The organism is Streptomyces tendae (assembly GCF_014650435.1).
Taxonomy (GTDB): domain Bacteria; phylum Actinomycetota; class Actinomycetes; order Streptomycetales; family Streptomycetaceae; genus Streptomyces; species Streptomyces tendae.
Genome location: NZ_BMUY01000001.1, coordinates 784,071 through 797,653, shown reverse-complemented (window position 1 = coordinate 797,653; position 13,583 = coordinate 784,071). Strand labels below are relative to the sequence as shown.

Genomic DNA, 13,583 nt, shown 5'->3' with positions numbered 1-13,583 from the left:
CTGCGGCCGTGTAGGCGCTCAGCTCCAGACGTTGCCCTGGTTCTGACCGCGGGCTCCGTGCTGCCCCATGCCGTACTGCGCGGCGACACCCTGCCCGACCTGGGCGTTCTGCGGCGGCAGCAGCTCGCTGGGCTGGACGAGCGCGTAGCCGCTGCCCATGAAGCTCAGCTCCCAGCCCTCGCCGGTGTTGCCGCGGCGCCGCCACACTCCGGAGGAGTGCGTCTGGGCCTGCATCTGCACGCGCAGCCCGGTGGACCAGGCGACGATGGCGTCGGCGTCGCAGTTGACGTACTTGTCGGGCGTCACCTGCATGAACAGCGGCGAGCCCGAGGTCATCAGGGCGACCTTCCCGCGGCCCGTGATGTTGAGCTGGTACTTCCCCGAGCCGGAGATGCCGTAGAGGCTGTCCACCGCGATGACCTCGTGGTGGAGGTTCGAGTCCATCGCGAGCACGTAGCTGCTGTCGACGGTGAGACCGTCCTGGTCGACGTCCACCACGTGGACGCACTGGGCGAGGTTGGAGAAGTAGACCGTGCCCTGCCCGTGGCAGCGCATCAGGTCCAGGCCCTCACCGGTGTGCGCACGCGAGCGCGACTGGCTGTTGCTCTGGTACTCGGCGTCGAACTCGACGAGCCCCTGGTAGGCGACCATCGTGCCCTTGCGGGCGAGCACGTCGTCGTGGCCGGTCAGGGCGACGCGGAGCATGTGCTTGTTCTGCAGGCTCCAGGCTTCCTGGGTCTGCTGGTCGTTGTAGGCGAAAATCGGGCTCTGCATGATGTTCTGGCTCCCCCTCAGCCCCGGACCCGGAGGCGGTCGGTGCTGTCCTCGCTGGGCTGGACGACGACGATGCCCTGACCGGAGAAGGCCATCTGGAAGGCCTCGCCGCTGCCGCGGCCGATCAGCGACTGCGCCTTGAAGCTGCGCTTGCCCTTCACCTTGAGGTTCGGGGACCAGGCGACGAGCGCGTCCGGGTCGACGTAGGTCTCGTCCTCGCCGCCGCCGCAGTCGACCACGATCGGCTTGCCCCGGGAGGTGAGCGCGACCCAGCCCTGTCCGGAGATCTTGGTGTTCCACAGGCCCTGGCCGGCGAACTTCGCCAGGCCCTTGACCCGCTCCACGCCCCACGTCAGGTGGGCGTCGAAGGCGAGCAGGTTGGTGGCGTTGACGGAGATCCCGTCGCCGTTGAGGTTGATGACGACGACGTTGGCGCCGTAGTCGGCGAGGTAGAGCAGTCCGTCGCCGGAGCACTTCATCAGGGGCGCCCCCTCGCCGGTCATCCAGTCCTTGGCGATCTGGCGGACGGCCGGCGGGTTCGGCTCGTACTGGACGAAGCCCTCGTAGGCGACCATCGAGCCCACGCGCGCGAGGAGGTCGTTTCCGGTCTGCATGGCGACCTTCAGCATGTGATTGCCGTGGTTCTCCATGCGGGCGGCGACGGGTGCGGGAGCGTAGCCCGCGAGCGGCTGGTTCATGTCGGGCTCTCCCTCAGATCTCGTACGGCTGGACGACGACGAAGCTGCCGGGCGCGGCCCGGAACTGCAGGTTGACGCTTTCGCCCGTGTCGCCCGCGTAGGAGTTGCGGCGCATCCGCACCTGGCTGGAGACGACCACCTGCGCGGCTGCGGACCAGGCGACCACGGCGTTGCAGTCGGCGAACGTCGTGGGCGTGACCGGCAGCACCACGGGTACGCCGCGCGTCTTGACGACGATCGTGCCGGTGCCCTGGAACTGCATCGTGAACAGCGCGCCGCCCGGGATGCCGTGCCCCTCGATGCGGCGGACCTCGTACTGGAGGCTCTCGTCGAAGGCGAGGACGTTCTCCGCGGAGACGCACACGGCGTCGCCCTGGAGCTCGATGGGGTGGAGCATCGCGGAGTTGTCCGCGAGGAACACCTGCCCCTTGCCGGTGCAGCGCATCAGCTGCATCTCCTGGCCGGTGGCGTTGCCCACGAGCCGGCCGGCGAATCCGGCGCCCTTGTAGCTGAAGTCGACCTTGCCCTGGTAGAGCACCATGCTGCCCTGCCGGGCGAGCACGGGCTGGCCTTCGGCGCCGAGGTCGACGCGGACCAGCTTCTTGTTCTGCTGCGTCCAGCGCTGTCCGGTCGCCGTCTCCTTGAACTGCTGGAGCGCCGCGATCACACCGGCGCCCTGCGGTGCGCCCTGGGGCATGCCCTGGGGAGGCTGCTGACCGTAGCCGGGAGGTGGCGTCGGCTGGCCGTGTCCCGCGGGCGGGCCGGGCTGCCCGTAGCCGGGGGGCGCGGCCGGCTGGCCGTACCCCGGCGGCGGGGCCGGGGCCTGGGGGGCCGGCGGCTGGCCGTAGCCGGGAGGCGGCGGCGCGGTCTGGCCGGGGACCTGGCCGTACGGCGGCTGCTGGCCGTACGGCGCGGGCGCCGGAGCGGGGGGCGGCACCGGGGCGCCGCCGGGCGGCGTGTTCATCGGCGCGACGATGGTCTGCGCGGCGTGCACGTCCGGGCCGGGCGTCGGAGCGGGAGCCGGTGGCGGCGTGGCGGCGGGCGGCGGGGCGAAGCCCTGCGGGGCGTGCTGGGGCGCGGGAGCCGGGGCCGGCGCGGACGCGGCGGGCGCGCCGAAGGCCGGCGGGGCCGATGCCTGTGCGGGCGGGGCGAAGCCCGGGGCGGCACCGGCCTGCGGCTGCTCGGGCTGCTGCTGGGCGGGCGCCTCGTCCTCGGCCACCTCGCCGCCGAAGTTCCTCAGCAGCGCGTCGAGCCCGCCGTCGAAGCCCTGCCCGACGGCGGCGAACCGCCACACGTCCTTGAGATAGAAGTCGCCCAGCATCACGGCGCGCTCGGTGGAGAACTCTGAGCCGCTGAACGGGTACCGGGCCACCTCCTCGCCACCGGCGACGATCCGGATGTACCCGGGCCCCACCTGCGACATCTGTCCGGCGCCGTCGATCGTGGCGGTGAAGGACAGCTTCTGGATCTGCTGCGGGATCCTGTCCAGGGTGACCCGGAAGGACTCCGTGTCACCCGCCTGCGCACCCAGGAGCTGGATGGACTCCTCCGGGGTCTTCGGTTGGTTGAAGAACACGAAGTACCGGTCGTCCGACAACCGCTCGTCGGCGTCGAGACCGAAGCAGCTGATGTCGAAGCTCAGCCCGGGGCCGGAGATCTGCACGCCTACGTACAGATCCGTGCCCGCGGTGAGATCACTGATCCTGGCCTTGTGGCCGCGTTGAAATTCCCTGGCCATGCGTTACGACCGTCCCCCATCCGAATGCGAGTGCGTCGCGACAGGCTAACGGCAAACACCGACACCGGAGGAAGTCGGTACAGACCCGGTACGAAACCCGTGCGCGGCCGTGCCGGACGGCCGCCGGGCTCGCGTCCGCTACTCGCTGCGGGCGCCGGGTACGTGCGGCAGCCGGTCCGCGGCGACCACACCCTCCAGGTAGCCCTTGGCGCGCTCGGTGCGCGGATATGCCTCCAGGAGCCGCCAGAACCGGGGCCCGTGTCCGGGGACCAGCAGATGCGCCAGCTCGTGCAGGAGGACGTAGTCGACGACGTACTCGGGCATGCCCTGGAGGCGGTGCGACAGCCGGATGCTTCCCTCGGACGGGGTGCACGACCCCCAGCGGGTGTTCTGGTTGGTGACCCAGCGGACCGAGGTGGGGCGGGCCCGGCCCTCGAAGTACTGCCCCGACAGGCGCCCGGCACGCTCGGCCAGCTCGGCGTCGCCTAGGACGCGCTTGCTCTCCTGGGCGGCCAGCTTGTCCAGCATGACGCTCACCCAGCGTTGCTCCTCGGCCTCGGACATCCGGGCGGGGATCAGCACGACGGTGCGATCGCCCTCGCGGTACGCGGATACCGTCCGGCGTCGCCGGGTGCTCCTGCGCACCTCGATCGGGCTCGTCCCCGAGCCGTTCGGAGGCGGATTCGTCGGTGTGCGCGGGGGCGCCCCGGCGCGGTGCAGTGGGTCGGCGGACACGCCACGACGTTACCCGCTGCACACGGGGAAGTCCCGGCTCCGGGACGCATCGGTGCCGATCCGCCACTCGTCCTGGCAGATGCGCGGCTGATTCGTACGACGAATACCCACTGCCTGTGGACAACTTTCGACGCCTCCGAGCGCATCCGGGCATGCTGGCTCCCGTCGCCGGATCCGCGCCCGGATGCGGCGACGACTCCGCAGCCGGACACGGGGTGACGCGCGCCGGCGAGGCCGGCCATACTCAACACGTACGGGGGACCTGGCATGCATCCGATGGTGAAGCCCGCGCTCAAGCGCGGCTGGCGCGACCTGAACACCGTGCAGTTCGGGATGACACCGGCGCACGCACTGACGCTGGCCCCGGTGGACACGGCGACGGGCAGTTTCCTCGAACTGCTCAACGGCACCCGTGGCCCGGCGCTCCTGCGGGAGGCGGGGCAGCGCATGGACCTGCCGGACGGGCATGTCGACCGGGTCGTGGAGCGACTGGCGCGGGCCGGTCTCCTCGACGACTCCCGGGGCGGCGGGCCGGCCGCCGACGCCCTGCGGGCGAAGAAGGAGGTCCTCGACCGGCTCCGACCCGACCTGGCCTCCCTCTCCCTGACCACCTCGGATCCGGGCGACGCGATCAGACACCTGGCCGCCCGGCGGGCCCTGCGGGTGGGTGTGCGGGGTGCGGGACGAGTGGGTGCGGTACTGGCGGGGCTGTTGTCGGGCGCGGGCGTCGGCGGGATCGACGTGCGCGACGGCGGACGCGTCGAGCCGTGGGACGTCGCTCCGGGCGGCCTGCCCGCCGAGTCCGTCGGCGACCGCCGGGACGAGACGGCCCGCCGTGTCGTCCGCCGGGCCGCCCCCGACCGGCCGCCGCGCCGGGGCCCGACGACACCGCCCGAGGCAGACGCCCCGGGCCTCTCCCTGGTGGTCCTCGCCCCGCGCGACGACGTCTCGGTGCACACGCCCGACCCCGCCGCCGCTGAATCCCTGATGGCCTCCGGCACGCCCCACCTGTACGCCGGGGTCGTGGAGGGAACCGGTGTCGTCGGCCCTCTCGTCCTGCCCGGCGAGACGGGGTGCGCCGGATGCCTGCACGCCGACCGCACCGACCGGGACCCGGCCTGGCCGCGGCTCGTCGCGCAGTGGCGTTCCGGCCGGCAGCGCCGGGTACCGCCCTGCGACCTCACCCTCGCGACGACCGTCGCCGGGTTCGCGGCGGCTCACGCGCTCGCCTTCCTGGACGGCCGGACGCCGTCGAGCACCGGTGCGCGCTGGGAGGTCGCGCTGCCCGGTCTGCGATGGCAGGTGCGACCGGTCGGGCCCCATCCCGGGTGCCCGTGCGGAGCGGCCGAGAAGGGTAGGCAAGAACACATCCCCGAGGACGGGGTGCGGCGCGCGACAATGGCGGGGCAAGGGCCGTCAACGGAAGTACGCCACGAGGCGGAACCGACACGGCCGGCTGGGACTTGGAGGGCGCATGTCTGATCTTCCGCGCAAGGCGGTCACCCGGACCGCCAAGCTCGCCGCGCTTCCGCTCGGCTTCGCCGGGCGGGCCACCTGGGGGCTCGGCAAGCGAATCGTGGGCGAGTCCGCGGAGATCGTCGGCCAGCAACTGCAGCAGCGCACCGCGGATCAGCTGTTCAAGGTGCTGGGCGAGCTCAAGGGCGGGGCGATGAAGTTCGGGCAGGCGCTGTCCGTCTTCGAGTCGGCGCTGCCCGAGGAGGTCGCCGGCCCCTACCGGGCCGCGCTGACCAAGCTGCAGGAGGCGGCGCCGCCGATGCCGACGCGCACCGTGCACGCCGTGCTCGCGGAGCGGCTCGGTGAGGACTGGCAGGAGCTGTTCCTGGAGTTCGAGGACAAGCCCGCCGCGGCCGCCTCGATCGGGCAGGTGCACCGGGGGGTGTGGCACGACGGCCGTGAGGTGGCGGTCAAGGTGCAGTACCCGGGCGCCGGCGAGGCCCTGCTCTCCGACCTGAACCAGCTCAGCCGCTTCGCCCGTCTGCTCGGGCCGCTGGTCCCCGGCATGGACATCAAGCCGCTGATCACGGAGCTGAAGGACCGGGTCTCGGAAGAGCTGGACTACGACCTGGAGGCGCAGGCCCAGCGGACGCATGCCGAGGTGTTCGACGACGACCCCGACATCGTGGTGCCGGACGTCGTCCACCAGTGCGAGCAGGTGCTGATCACCGAGTGGATCGACGGCATCCCGATGTCGGAGATCATCACGAACGGCACGCAGGAGCAGCGCGACCGGGCCGGTCAGTTGCTGGCCCTCTTCCTGTTCTCCGGTCCCGCGCGCACCGGGCTCCTGCACGCCGACCCGCACCCCGGTAACTTCCGCCTGCTGCCCGGCGGACCCCAGGGCGAGGACGACTGGCGCCTGGGCGTCCTGGACTTCGGCACGGTCGACCGCCTCCCGGGCGGCCTGCCCGAGATCATCGGCGAGGCGCTGCGCATGACGCTGGACGGCGAGGCGGAGGCCGTCTACGAGATGCTCTGCGCGGAAGGCTTCGTCAAGGAGTCGATAGAGCTGGACCCCGACGCCGTTCTCGACTACCTCCTGCCGATCATCGAGCCGGCCAGGGTCGACGCGTTCACCTTCACCCGAGGCTGGATGCGGAGCCAGGCCGCCCGCATCGGTGATCCCCGCTCCCCCGCCTACCAGCTGGCCAAGCAGCTCAACCTGCCGCCGGCGTACCTCCTGATCCACCGCGTGACCCTGAGCACCATCGGTGTGCTGTGCCAGCTCGGGGCCACCGTTCGGCTGCGCGACGAGTTGGAGGAGTGGCTGCCCGGGTTCCTCGCCGAGGACGAGGCCGGGGCCGGGGCCGGGGAAGTGGAGGAGGACGCCGCCGAGAAGGACGAAAACGCCGCCGAGGCGGAGGAGACGGCCGCCGAGGCCTGATCCACCGGGGCCGAACACGCCGTGGGGGCCGGTCCGTTCGGACGGACCGGCCCCCGGGGGCGGAGCTTCGTCTCCCGCCGGGAGACCACCGCTTCAGGTGTGTCGGTTACTGCATGACCGCCATGGCCAGCGCCCGCCGGGCACGCATCGAGGCGCGCTCCGCCCGGCGCTGCATCCGGCGAGCGGTCGCCAGGCGCAGCGCCCGGCGTTCCTGCTCGGCCTCACGCAGGCGGTCGTGCATATGCGCACGTGCCAGGGCTTCTGGGATGAGTTGCATTTCACGGGTCCTGTTCTGACGCGAGTCCTTCGCGCCACTGGTGGTGAAGTCTTCCGGCGCGGTGCCTGCGATGTCGTGGGTGGACGGCTTCATCGGGGCCTGCTTCTGGGGGTCGTACGTGAGGGGGCGGTCGATCGTTCCTGCGGTGTTCATGCCGAAACCGGGTTCTTGCGCGGGCGACCACGGGGCCGCTTCCGGGCAACGACGACACCCTGGACGAACAGCTCGCCACCCCAGACACCCCAGGGCTCACGCCGCTCCTTGGCACCGGCGAGGCAGGCCTCGATCAGCGGGCAGGTGCGGCAGAGGGACTTGGCGTACTCCACGTCCGCCGGCGACTCGGCGAAGAAGACCTCCGGGTCGTAGGAGCGGCAGGGGACGGGCACGCCGAGGTTCTCGATGGCGTCGTCGAGCGCGGTGAGCGCGGTGAGCGGGGTCAAGGTGGAGTCCTCCGTGGAACAGGGCTTGGGGATCGTGTCGGAAGGCGGTACGGACGGGGCGTGCGCTTCGAGTTGCACGGGTGGTCTTCCTCGTCTGTTCGTTCCGGCCGGTTGACCGGGTGGCGGCTTGGTACCGGGTTCTTTTCTTGTCCCGAGGCTCCTTCGTGCTGTCGCCCCCGTTCGGGGACAAACAGAAGGGCCGCGGATCCCGGGTGGGGTTCCGCGGCCCTGAAGGCGCCGGCCTGATCGGCGATCAGGCTGGATCACTCCAGGGTTCTGGCCCACGGAAGGCCCACATCAGGTGGTGCTGCGTCGTCTGCTTCCGGAATCCGGCACCGGTCGCGGTAAAGGCATAGGCCTGCGCCTGTGCCGCTACTGCTGCTTCCAGTGCCTTGGTCGGTCGCTCATTGCGCTCGCGGATGGGAAGGCCCGCGGGAGCAGAGGCGGCGGCAGCCGGACGCACGGCACGAATGCCGGACAGACCGGTGCCCGAGTGAGAAGCGCCGAGCGTGCACAGGGAGGCGGCCGAGCGATCGGTCATTTTGGCGGTGGAGCTGACGATGAAGCTGCTGTTGATGCTGATCACTGGACTCGCCTCCTCTCGGCGTCTCGGGGGACTGGGACGAACCAGTCCGCGGATATGCAAGTACAACACGGATTCAGGGCCTCCGGGAAGGCCGCTGTTCCCGTGACCAAGAACCTATGGGGATTCCCGGGGCATGCGCAAACTATTTTTTCGACGAGTTTGTATCAGTCGTCCCCGTCAAGCCCCACGCCCTCCTGGCCTGCACAGATGGCCAGGACGTCGGCCCCGTAGCGGTTGAGCTTGCGGGCTCCGACCCCGGGGATCCGGGCCAGTTCCCGCTCGTCCTCCGGGACGGACTCGGCGATCGCCATCAGCGTCTTGTCGGTGAAGACGCAGAACGCGGGCTGTCCGCTGCGTCCCGCCTGCACCGCCCGCCACTCGCGCAGTCGCTCGTAGACGCCCTCGTCCATGTCGGACGGGCAGCCCTCGCAGCGCATCAGCTTCATCTCACCGGCGTCGGTGAGCGTGCGTCCGCAGACCCGGCAGCGGGCCGGTGTCCGCTGCGTCCGTCTCGGCGCGGCGACCGCGGCACCGCCGGCGCCGCCTCGGAACCCGCGCTCCACGCCTCCGGAGCCCCCGGCGGCCGCTCGCCCGCCTGCGGTGCCCGAACCGGGCCGCAGCCCCTTCAGGAACCGGCTGGGCCTGCGGCTCGGCCGGCCGCCGGGCGACCGGGCCAGTGCCCAGGACAGGTGCAGACGCTCACGCGCGCGGGTGACACCGACGTAGAGAAGGCGGCGCTCCTCCTCGATCTGCTCGTCGGTCTTTGCGTAGGTGATCGGCATCATGCCCTCGGCGACACCGACCAGGAACACGACGTCCCACTCCAGGCCCTTGGCCGAGTGCAGGGAGGCGAGGGTGACGCCCTGCACCGTCGGCGCGTGCTGGGCACCCGCACGCTCGTCGAGTTCCACGACGAGATCGCTCAGGGTGGCCCCCGCTCTGGCGGCGGCGAAGTCCTGGGCCAGGCCGACCAGTGCGGCCAGTGACTCCCAGCGCTCCCGCACGGCACCCGATCCGGCCGGGGGTTCGGTCGTCCAGCCCTCCCCGGACAGCACCGCGCGCACCTGCGAGGGCAGGTCGACAACGTCATCGAGGAGGGAGTCGTTGCCGCCGAAGCGCGCCGCGGCCCGCAGGGCGCTGCCGGCCTTGCGCACCTCCGGCCGGTCGAAGAAGCGCTCCGCGCCCCGCAGCTGGTAGGGCACCCCGGCGTCGGCGAGCGCCTGTTCGTAGGTCTCCGACTGGGAGTTGGTGCGGAACAGGACGGCGATCTCGGCGGCGGGGACCCCGGAGTCGATGAGCTCGCGGATGCGGCGCGCCGCGCCCTCGGCCTCGGCCGGCTCGTCGGTGTACTCGGTGTATACCGGCTCGGAGCCCGCGGCGCGCTGGGAGACCAGCTCCAGACGGTGGTCGGCGGCCCGGCCCCGGGCCTGGGCGAGCAGGCCGTTGGCGAGGTGGACGACCTGGGGGGTGGACCGGTAGTCGCGGACCAGCTTGACGACGGTGGCGCCGGGATGGCGGACGCGGAAGTCGAGGAGATGGTCGGGGGTTGCTCCCGTGAACGAGTAGATCGTCTGGCTGGCGTCGCCCACCACGCACAGGTCGTCGCGGTCCCCGAGCCACAGCTCCAGCAGGCGCTGCTGGAGGGGGCTGACGTCCTGGTACTCGTCGACCACGAAGTGCTGGTACTGGGCGCGGACCTGCTCGGCGACGTCGTGCCGGTCCTGGAGGACGGCCACCGTCAGCAGCAGCACGTCCTCGAAGTCGATGACGGAGCGAGCGCGCTTGAGGTCCTCGTAGGCGGCGTACAGCTGCGCGATCTCCGCCGGGTCGCGGGGCGCCTCACGACCGGCCTTGGCCGCCGCCGGGGCGTAGTCGGCGGGGACGGTCTGGGTCACCTTGGACCACTCGATCTCCGCGGTGACGTCGCGCAGCTCTCCCCGGTCGAGGCGGATGCGGCAGGCGGCGGCCGCGTCGGCGACGAGCTGGATCTTGCGGTCGACGAGTCGGGGCAGGGAGCCACCGATCGCTTTCGGCCAGAAGTACTGGAGCTGCCGCAGCGCCGCCGAGTGGAAGGTGCGGGCCTGTACACCGGAGGCGCCGAGCTGGCGCAGCCGGCCGCGCATCTCCCCGGCCGCACGGTTGGTGAAGGTGACGGCGAGCACGCTGGAGGGCTGGAGGATTCCGGCCCGCACCCCGTAGGCGATGCGATGGGTGATCGCCCGGGTCTTGCCCGTGCCGGCTCCCGCCAGCACGCACACCGGGCCGCGCAGGGCGGTCGCCACCTCGCGCTGCTCGGGGTCGAGCCCTTCGAGCACCGCGTCGGCCGAGTCCGGTACCTGCGGGAAGAGGGTGGAGTGCGTTGCTGCTGTCACACCGCCATGCTGCCAGGTCTCGCGAGACGGGTGAGTCGGTTGTCCACAGGCACGCACCGATAGTCGTACTGATGCGACAGGTGTCACGCGGCGGAACGCTCGACGGGAATGGTCCCGCCGTCACGGACGTTCTCCTCCTGCGACCTCATCCCGAGCCGCCGCTTCCCGAGTCGCCGAAGGAGCACGAGAGACATGCCGGGCACTGTGACGATGTACAGCACCACGTGGTGCGGCTACTGCCGTCGGCTGAAGAGCCAGATGGACCGCGAGGGCATCGCGTACACCGAGGTCAACATCGAGCAGGACCCGGAGTCCGCCGCGTTCGTGGAGAAGGCGAATGGCGGAAACCAGACGGTGCCGACCGTGCTCTTCCCCGACGGTTCGACGCTGACGAACCCGTCGCTGGCGCAGGTGAAGCAGAAGATCGGCGCGTAGCCGGTACGCCGGGACACGGTCAGTCGCGGAATCCGTAGAGAGGGGCGGCCCCTCCCCGTTGCGGGAGTGGGCCGCCCCTCTTGTGACGTCGGGCTCAGAAGGCGCTGCGCGTCGGCAGGGGCCTGCCGTACCAGAGCTCGATGAGGCGGGCCGCGATCGAGATCCCGTAGGGCGGCAGCACCTGGCCGGACTCGAAGGCGGCGCCCAGTTCCTCGCGGGAGAACCAGCGGGCCTCGTGGATCTCGTCGCCGTCGACGTTGATCTCGGTCGACGTGGCGTGGGCCATGAAGCCGAGCATCAGGCTGGACGGGAAGGGCCACGGCTGGCTGGCGACGTACTCGACCGGACCGACGGTGACGCCCACCTCCTCCTGGACCTCGCGGCGCACCGACTGCTCGATGGACTCCCCCGGCTCCACGAACCCGGCCAGGGTCGAGAAGCGGCCCTCGGGCCAGTGCACCTGGCGGCCGAGCAGGATGCGGTCCTCCTCGTCCGTGACCGCCATGATCACCGCCGGGTCGGTGCGCGGGTAGTGCTCGGCGCCGCAGGCGGGGCAACGGCGGATGTGGCCGGCCGCGGCGATGACCGTGCGCTCTCCGCAGCGGGAGCAGAACCGGTGCAGGCGCTGCCAGTTCTCCAGGGCGACCGCGTGGGCCATCAGTCCCGCGTCCCGGGGGGACAGGAGCAGGCCGGCCTCGCGCAGGCCCGCGGGACGGGCGGACTGGTCCATGCGCCCGGGCAGGGAGTCCTTCTGGAGGGCGAAGTAGCTGGTGCCGTCCTCGTCGGTGCCCAGGAAGTAGCGGTGCGCCTCGGTGAGCGGAGCCTCGAAGGAGGGGGTCATGACGAGTTCGGTGGCCCCGTCGGACGTCTCGTCGATCAGGACCTGGCCGCCGGAGACCACGAAGCAGCGCGTCGAGGGGTGGCTCCACGCCGCCGCGAGCCATGCCTCGTCGAGGCGGTGGTGGGCGGCGCGGTCGATGCCGCTCGGAGCGGTGAGCGAGATGGGACGGTCGGCGGTGTGGTCGGTCCAGGTGGTCACGGGTGCTTCCAACTCCCCCGGTGAGCGGTTCGGTTCGGCAGGCGGGTTCAGAGGTTCGTACGGCGGGCGGTGACCGGGCCCGAAGGGCGCGGCCGTGGCGGGCGGTGCCGGGCGGCCTTTCCAGTGTGCCGCGCGCGGCGCCGGGCGGGTCCCGGACGTGCGCGGCGGTCAGGGGGCGTGACGCCAGTGCTCCGCCAGGTCGCCCCAGAGGTGGGCGGAGGTTTCGACGCCCTTGAGGAGGAGATCCAGTTCGACCTTCTCGTCGGGGGCGTGCCAGCCGTCGGACGGGACGGAGATGCCGAGGAACAGCACCGGCGTCCCGAGGACCTCCTGGAGGTCCGCGGCCGGTCCGGAGCCGCCCTCGCGCGTGAAGCGGACCGGTTTCCCGAAGGCGCGGCCCATCGCGCGGACCACGGACCGCAGTGCCGGATGGTCCAGCGGCGTCAGGCACGGGCGGGTGGCGGAGCCGAAGGTGATCTCGCAGCGGATGCCCGGCGGAACCCGGTCGGCGGCCCAGGCGCGGACGGCCTTCTCCACGTGGCCCGGGTCCTGGCCCGCGACCAGGCGGAAGGAGAGCTTCACCATGGCGGACGACGGGATGACCGTCTTGCTGCCGGGGCCCTGGTAACCGCCGCCGATGCCGTTGACCTCGGCGGTCGGGCGGGCCCAGATCCGCTCCAGGGTGGTGTGTCCGGCTTCGCCGTGGGCGGCGTACGACTTGGCCGTGTGCAGCCACTGCCGCTCGTCGAAGGGCAGCTCGGCGAAGAGCTCCCGCTCGCGGTCGGTGAGGTCGGCCACTCCGTCGTAGAAGCCGGGGACCGCCACGCGCGCGTGCTCGTCGTGCAGGCCGGCCACGAGGCGGGCAACGGCCGTGGCCGGGTTGGGGACCGCGCCGCCGAAGGAGCCCGAGTGGACGTCCTGGTCCGGTCCGTACAGGTGGATCTCGCACTCGGCCAGGCCCCGCATGCCGGTGCAGACGGTGGGGGTGTCCTCGGACCACATGCCGGTGTCGGAGACGATCACCGCGTCGGCGGTGAGCCGCTCGGCGCGCTCCTCGACGAGGGTGCGGAAGTGCGGGGAGCCGGACTCCTCCTCGCCCTCGATCAGCAGCTTGAGGTTCACCGCGGGGGCGGTGCGACCGGTGGCGGCGAGGTGGGCGCGGACACCGAGTGTGTGGAAGAACACCTGTCCCTTGTCGTCGGCCGCCCCGCGCGCGTAGAGGCGGTTCTCGCGGACGACGGGCTCGAAGGGGTCGCTGTGCCAGCCGTCCTCGCGGGCGGCGGGCTGTACGTCGTGGTGGCCGTAGACGAGGACCGTCGGCGCCTGCAGGTCCCCTGAGGGCCACTCGGCGAAGACCGCGGGGGCGCCGTCGGTGGGCCAGACCTCGGCGGTCGGGAAGCCGGTCTCCTTCAGTTTGGCGGCGAGCCAGTCGGCGCTGCGGCGCACATCGGTCGCGTGCTCGGGCTGGGCCGACACGGACGGGATGCGCAGCCAGTCGACGAGGTCGTCGAGGAAGGCGGCGCGGTGCTGTTCGATGTACGTGCGGACAGCGCTGACAGCATTGTCAACGGGGTGGCTCATGCTTAC

13 protein-coding genes are annotated in these 13,583 nt (G+C 71.8%); 3 read left to right on the top strand and 10 right to left on the bottom strand.

What is annotated here, in order from left to right; all coding sequences use genetic code 11:
- Positions 1-18: 18 nt before the first annotated feature.
- The 4 genes from IE258_RS03670 to IE258_RS03655 all read right to left on the bottom strand — a co-directional run bounded on the left by IE258_RS03670 (position 19) and on the right by IE258_RS03655 (position 3,945).
- Entirely contained in the window at positions 19-774 is a 756-nt protein-coding gene (locus IE258_RS03670; protein ID WP_189738813.1) for an AIM24 family protein, read from the bottom strand.
- 17 nt (positions 775-791) lie between these two features.
- Entirely contained in the window at positions 792-1,472 is a 681-nt protein-coding gene (locus IE258_RS03665) for an AIM24 family protein (RefSeq protein ID WP_030145911.1), read from the bottom strand.
- Between the two features lie 13 nt (positions 1,473-1,485).
- Positions 1,486-3,210 (bottom strand): TerD family protein, encoded by a 1,725-nt coding sequence (locus IE258_RS03660; protein WP_189738809.1) that lies wholly within the window; start codon positions 3,208-3,210, stop codon positions 1,486-1,488.
- Between the two features lie 138 nt (positions 3,211-3,348).
- A complete protein-coding gene (locus tag IE258_RS03655; RefSeq protein ID WP_189738806.1) occupies positions 3,349-3,945 on the bottom strand; it encodes a M48 metallopeptidase family protein in 597 nt (198 codons plus the stop codon).
- Positions 3,946-4,212: 267 nt separating this feature from the next.
- Between IE258_RS03655 and IE258_RS03650 the strand changes: the two genes are divergently transcribed.
- A complete protein-coding gene (locus IE258_RS03650; RefSeq protein ID WP_189738803.1) occupies positions 4,213-5,427 on the top strand; it encodes a TOMM precursor leader peptide-binding protein in 1,215 nt (404 codons plus the stop codon).
- Positions 5,420-6,847: an ABC1 kinase family protein gene (locus IE258_RS03645; protein WP_189738799.1), complete on the top strand. Its 1,428-nt coding sequence runs from the start codon at positions 5,420-5,422 to the stop codon at positions 6,845-6,847. Before IE258_RS03650 ends, IE258_RS03645 begins: the two co-directional genes overlap by 8 nt.
- 106 nt (positions 6,848-6,953) lie before the next feature.
- Here IE258_RS03645 and IE258_RS03640 read toward each other — a convergent pair whose 3' ends face one another.
- The 4 genes from IE258_RS03640 to IE258_RS03625 all read right to left on the bottom strand — a co-directional run bounded on the left by IE258_RS03640 (position 6,954) and on the right by IE258_RS03625 (position 10,522).
- A complete protein-coding gene (locus IE258_RS03640; protein ID WP_189738796.1) occupies positions 6,954-7,277 on the bottom strand; it encodes a putative WhiB-interacting protein in 324 nt (107 codons plus the stop codon).
- Positions 7,274-7,642 (bottom strand): WhiB family transcriptional regulator, encoded by a 369-nt coding sequence (locus IE258_RS03635; RefSeq protein WP_003973786.1) that lies wholly within the window; start codon positions 7,640-7,642, stop codon positions 7,274-7,276. Before IE258_RS03635 ends, IE258_RS03640 begins: the two co-directional genes overlap by 4 nt.
- Positions 7,643-7,817: 175 nt before the next feature.
- Positions 7,818-8,150 (bottom strand): hypothetical protein, encoded by a 333-nt coding sequence (locus IE258_RS03630; RefSeq protein WP_189738793.1) that lies wholly within the window; start codon positions 8,148-8,150, stop codon positions 7,818-7,820.
- A 164-nt stretch (positions 8,151-8,314) separates the two neighbouring features.
- Positions 8,315-10,522, bottom strand: coding sequence for an ATP-dependent DNA helicase UvrD2 (locus tag IE258_RS03625; RefSeq protein ID WP_189738790.1), 2,208 nt, complete (start codon positions 10,520-10,522; stop codon positions 8,315-8,317).
- Positions 10,523-10,714: 192 nt separating this feature from the next.
- Between IE258_RS03625 and IE258_RS03620 the strand changes: the two genes are divergently transcribed.
- Positions 10,715-10,957: a mycoredoxin gene (locus IE258_RS03620; protein ID WP_030400692.1), complete on the top strand. Its 243-nt coding sequence runs from the start codon at positions 10,715-10,717 to the stop codon at positions 10,955-10,957.
- A 94-nt stretch (positions 10,958-11,051) separates the two neighbouring features.
- Here the strand turns inward: IE258_RS03620 and nudC are convergent, their stop codons facing one another.
- Positions 11,052-11,996 carry an NAD(+) diphosphatase gene (nudC, locus tag IE258_RS03615; protein WP_189738786.1) on the bottom strand — a complete coding sequence of 315 codons (945 nt, stop codon included), beginning with the start codon at positions 11,994-11,996 and terminating at the stop codon, positions 11,052-11,054.
- A gap of 168 nt (positions 11,997-12,164) precedes the next feature.
- The gene (locus tag IE258_RS03610; protein WP_189738784.1) at positions 12,165-13,577 is read right to left on the bottom strand and encodes a dipeptidase; all 1,413 of its coding nucleotides are present in this window, start codon (positions 13,575-13,577) and stop codon (positions 12,165-12,167) included.
- Positions 13,578-13,583 lie beyond the last annotated feature (6 nt).

Excerpts from the sequence above, each read along its gene's own strand:
- IE258_RS03670 (WP_189738813.1), bottom strand. The coding sequence starts at position 774 with ATGCAGAGCCCGATTTTCGCCTACAACGACCAGCAGACCCAGGAAGCC.
- IE258_RS03665 (WP_030145911.1), bottom strand. The coding sequence starts at position 1,472 with ATGAACCAGCCGCTCGCGGGCTACGCTCCCGCACCCGTCGCCGCCCGC.
- IE258_RS03660 (WP_189738809.1), bottom strand. The coding sequence starts at position 3,210 with ATGGCCAGGGAATTTCAACGCGGCCACAAGGCCAGGATCAGTGATCTC.
- IE258_RS03650 (WP_189738803.1), top strand. The coding sequence starts at position 4,213 with ATGCATCCGATGGTGAAGCCCGCGCTCAAGCGCGGCTGGCGCGACCTG.
- IE258_RS03645 (WP_189738799.1), top strand. The coding sequence starts at position 5,420 with ATGTCTGATCTTCCGCGCAAGGCGGTCACCCGGACCGCCAAGCTCGCC.
- IE258_RS03640 (WP_189738796.1), bottom strand. The coding sequence starts at position 7,277 with ATGAACACCGCAGGAACGATCGACCGCCCCCTCACGTACGACCCCCAG.
- IE258_RS03620 (WP_030400692.1), top strand. The coding sequence starts at position 10,715 with ATGCCGGGCACTGTGACGATGTACAGCACCACGTGGTGCGGCTACTGC.
- IE258_RS03610 (WP_189738784.1), bottom strand. The coding sequence starts at position 13,577 with ATGAGCCACCCCGTTGACAATGCTGTCAGCGCTGTCCGCACGTACATC.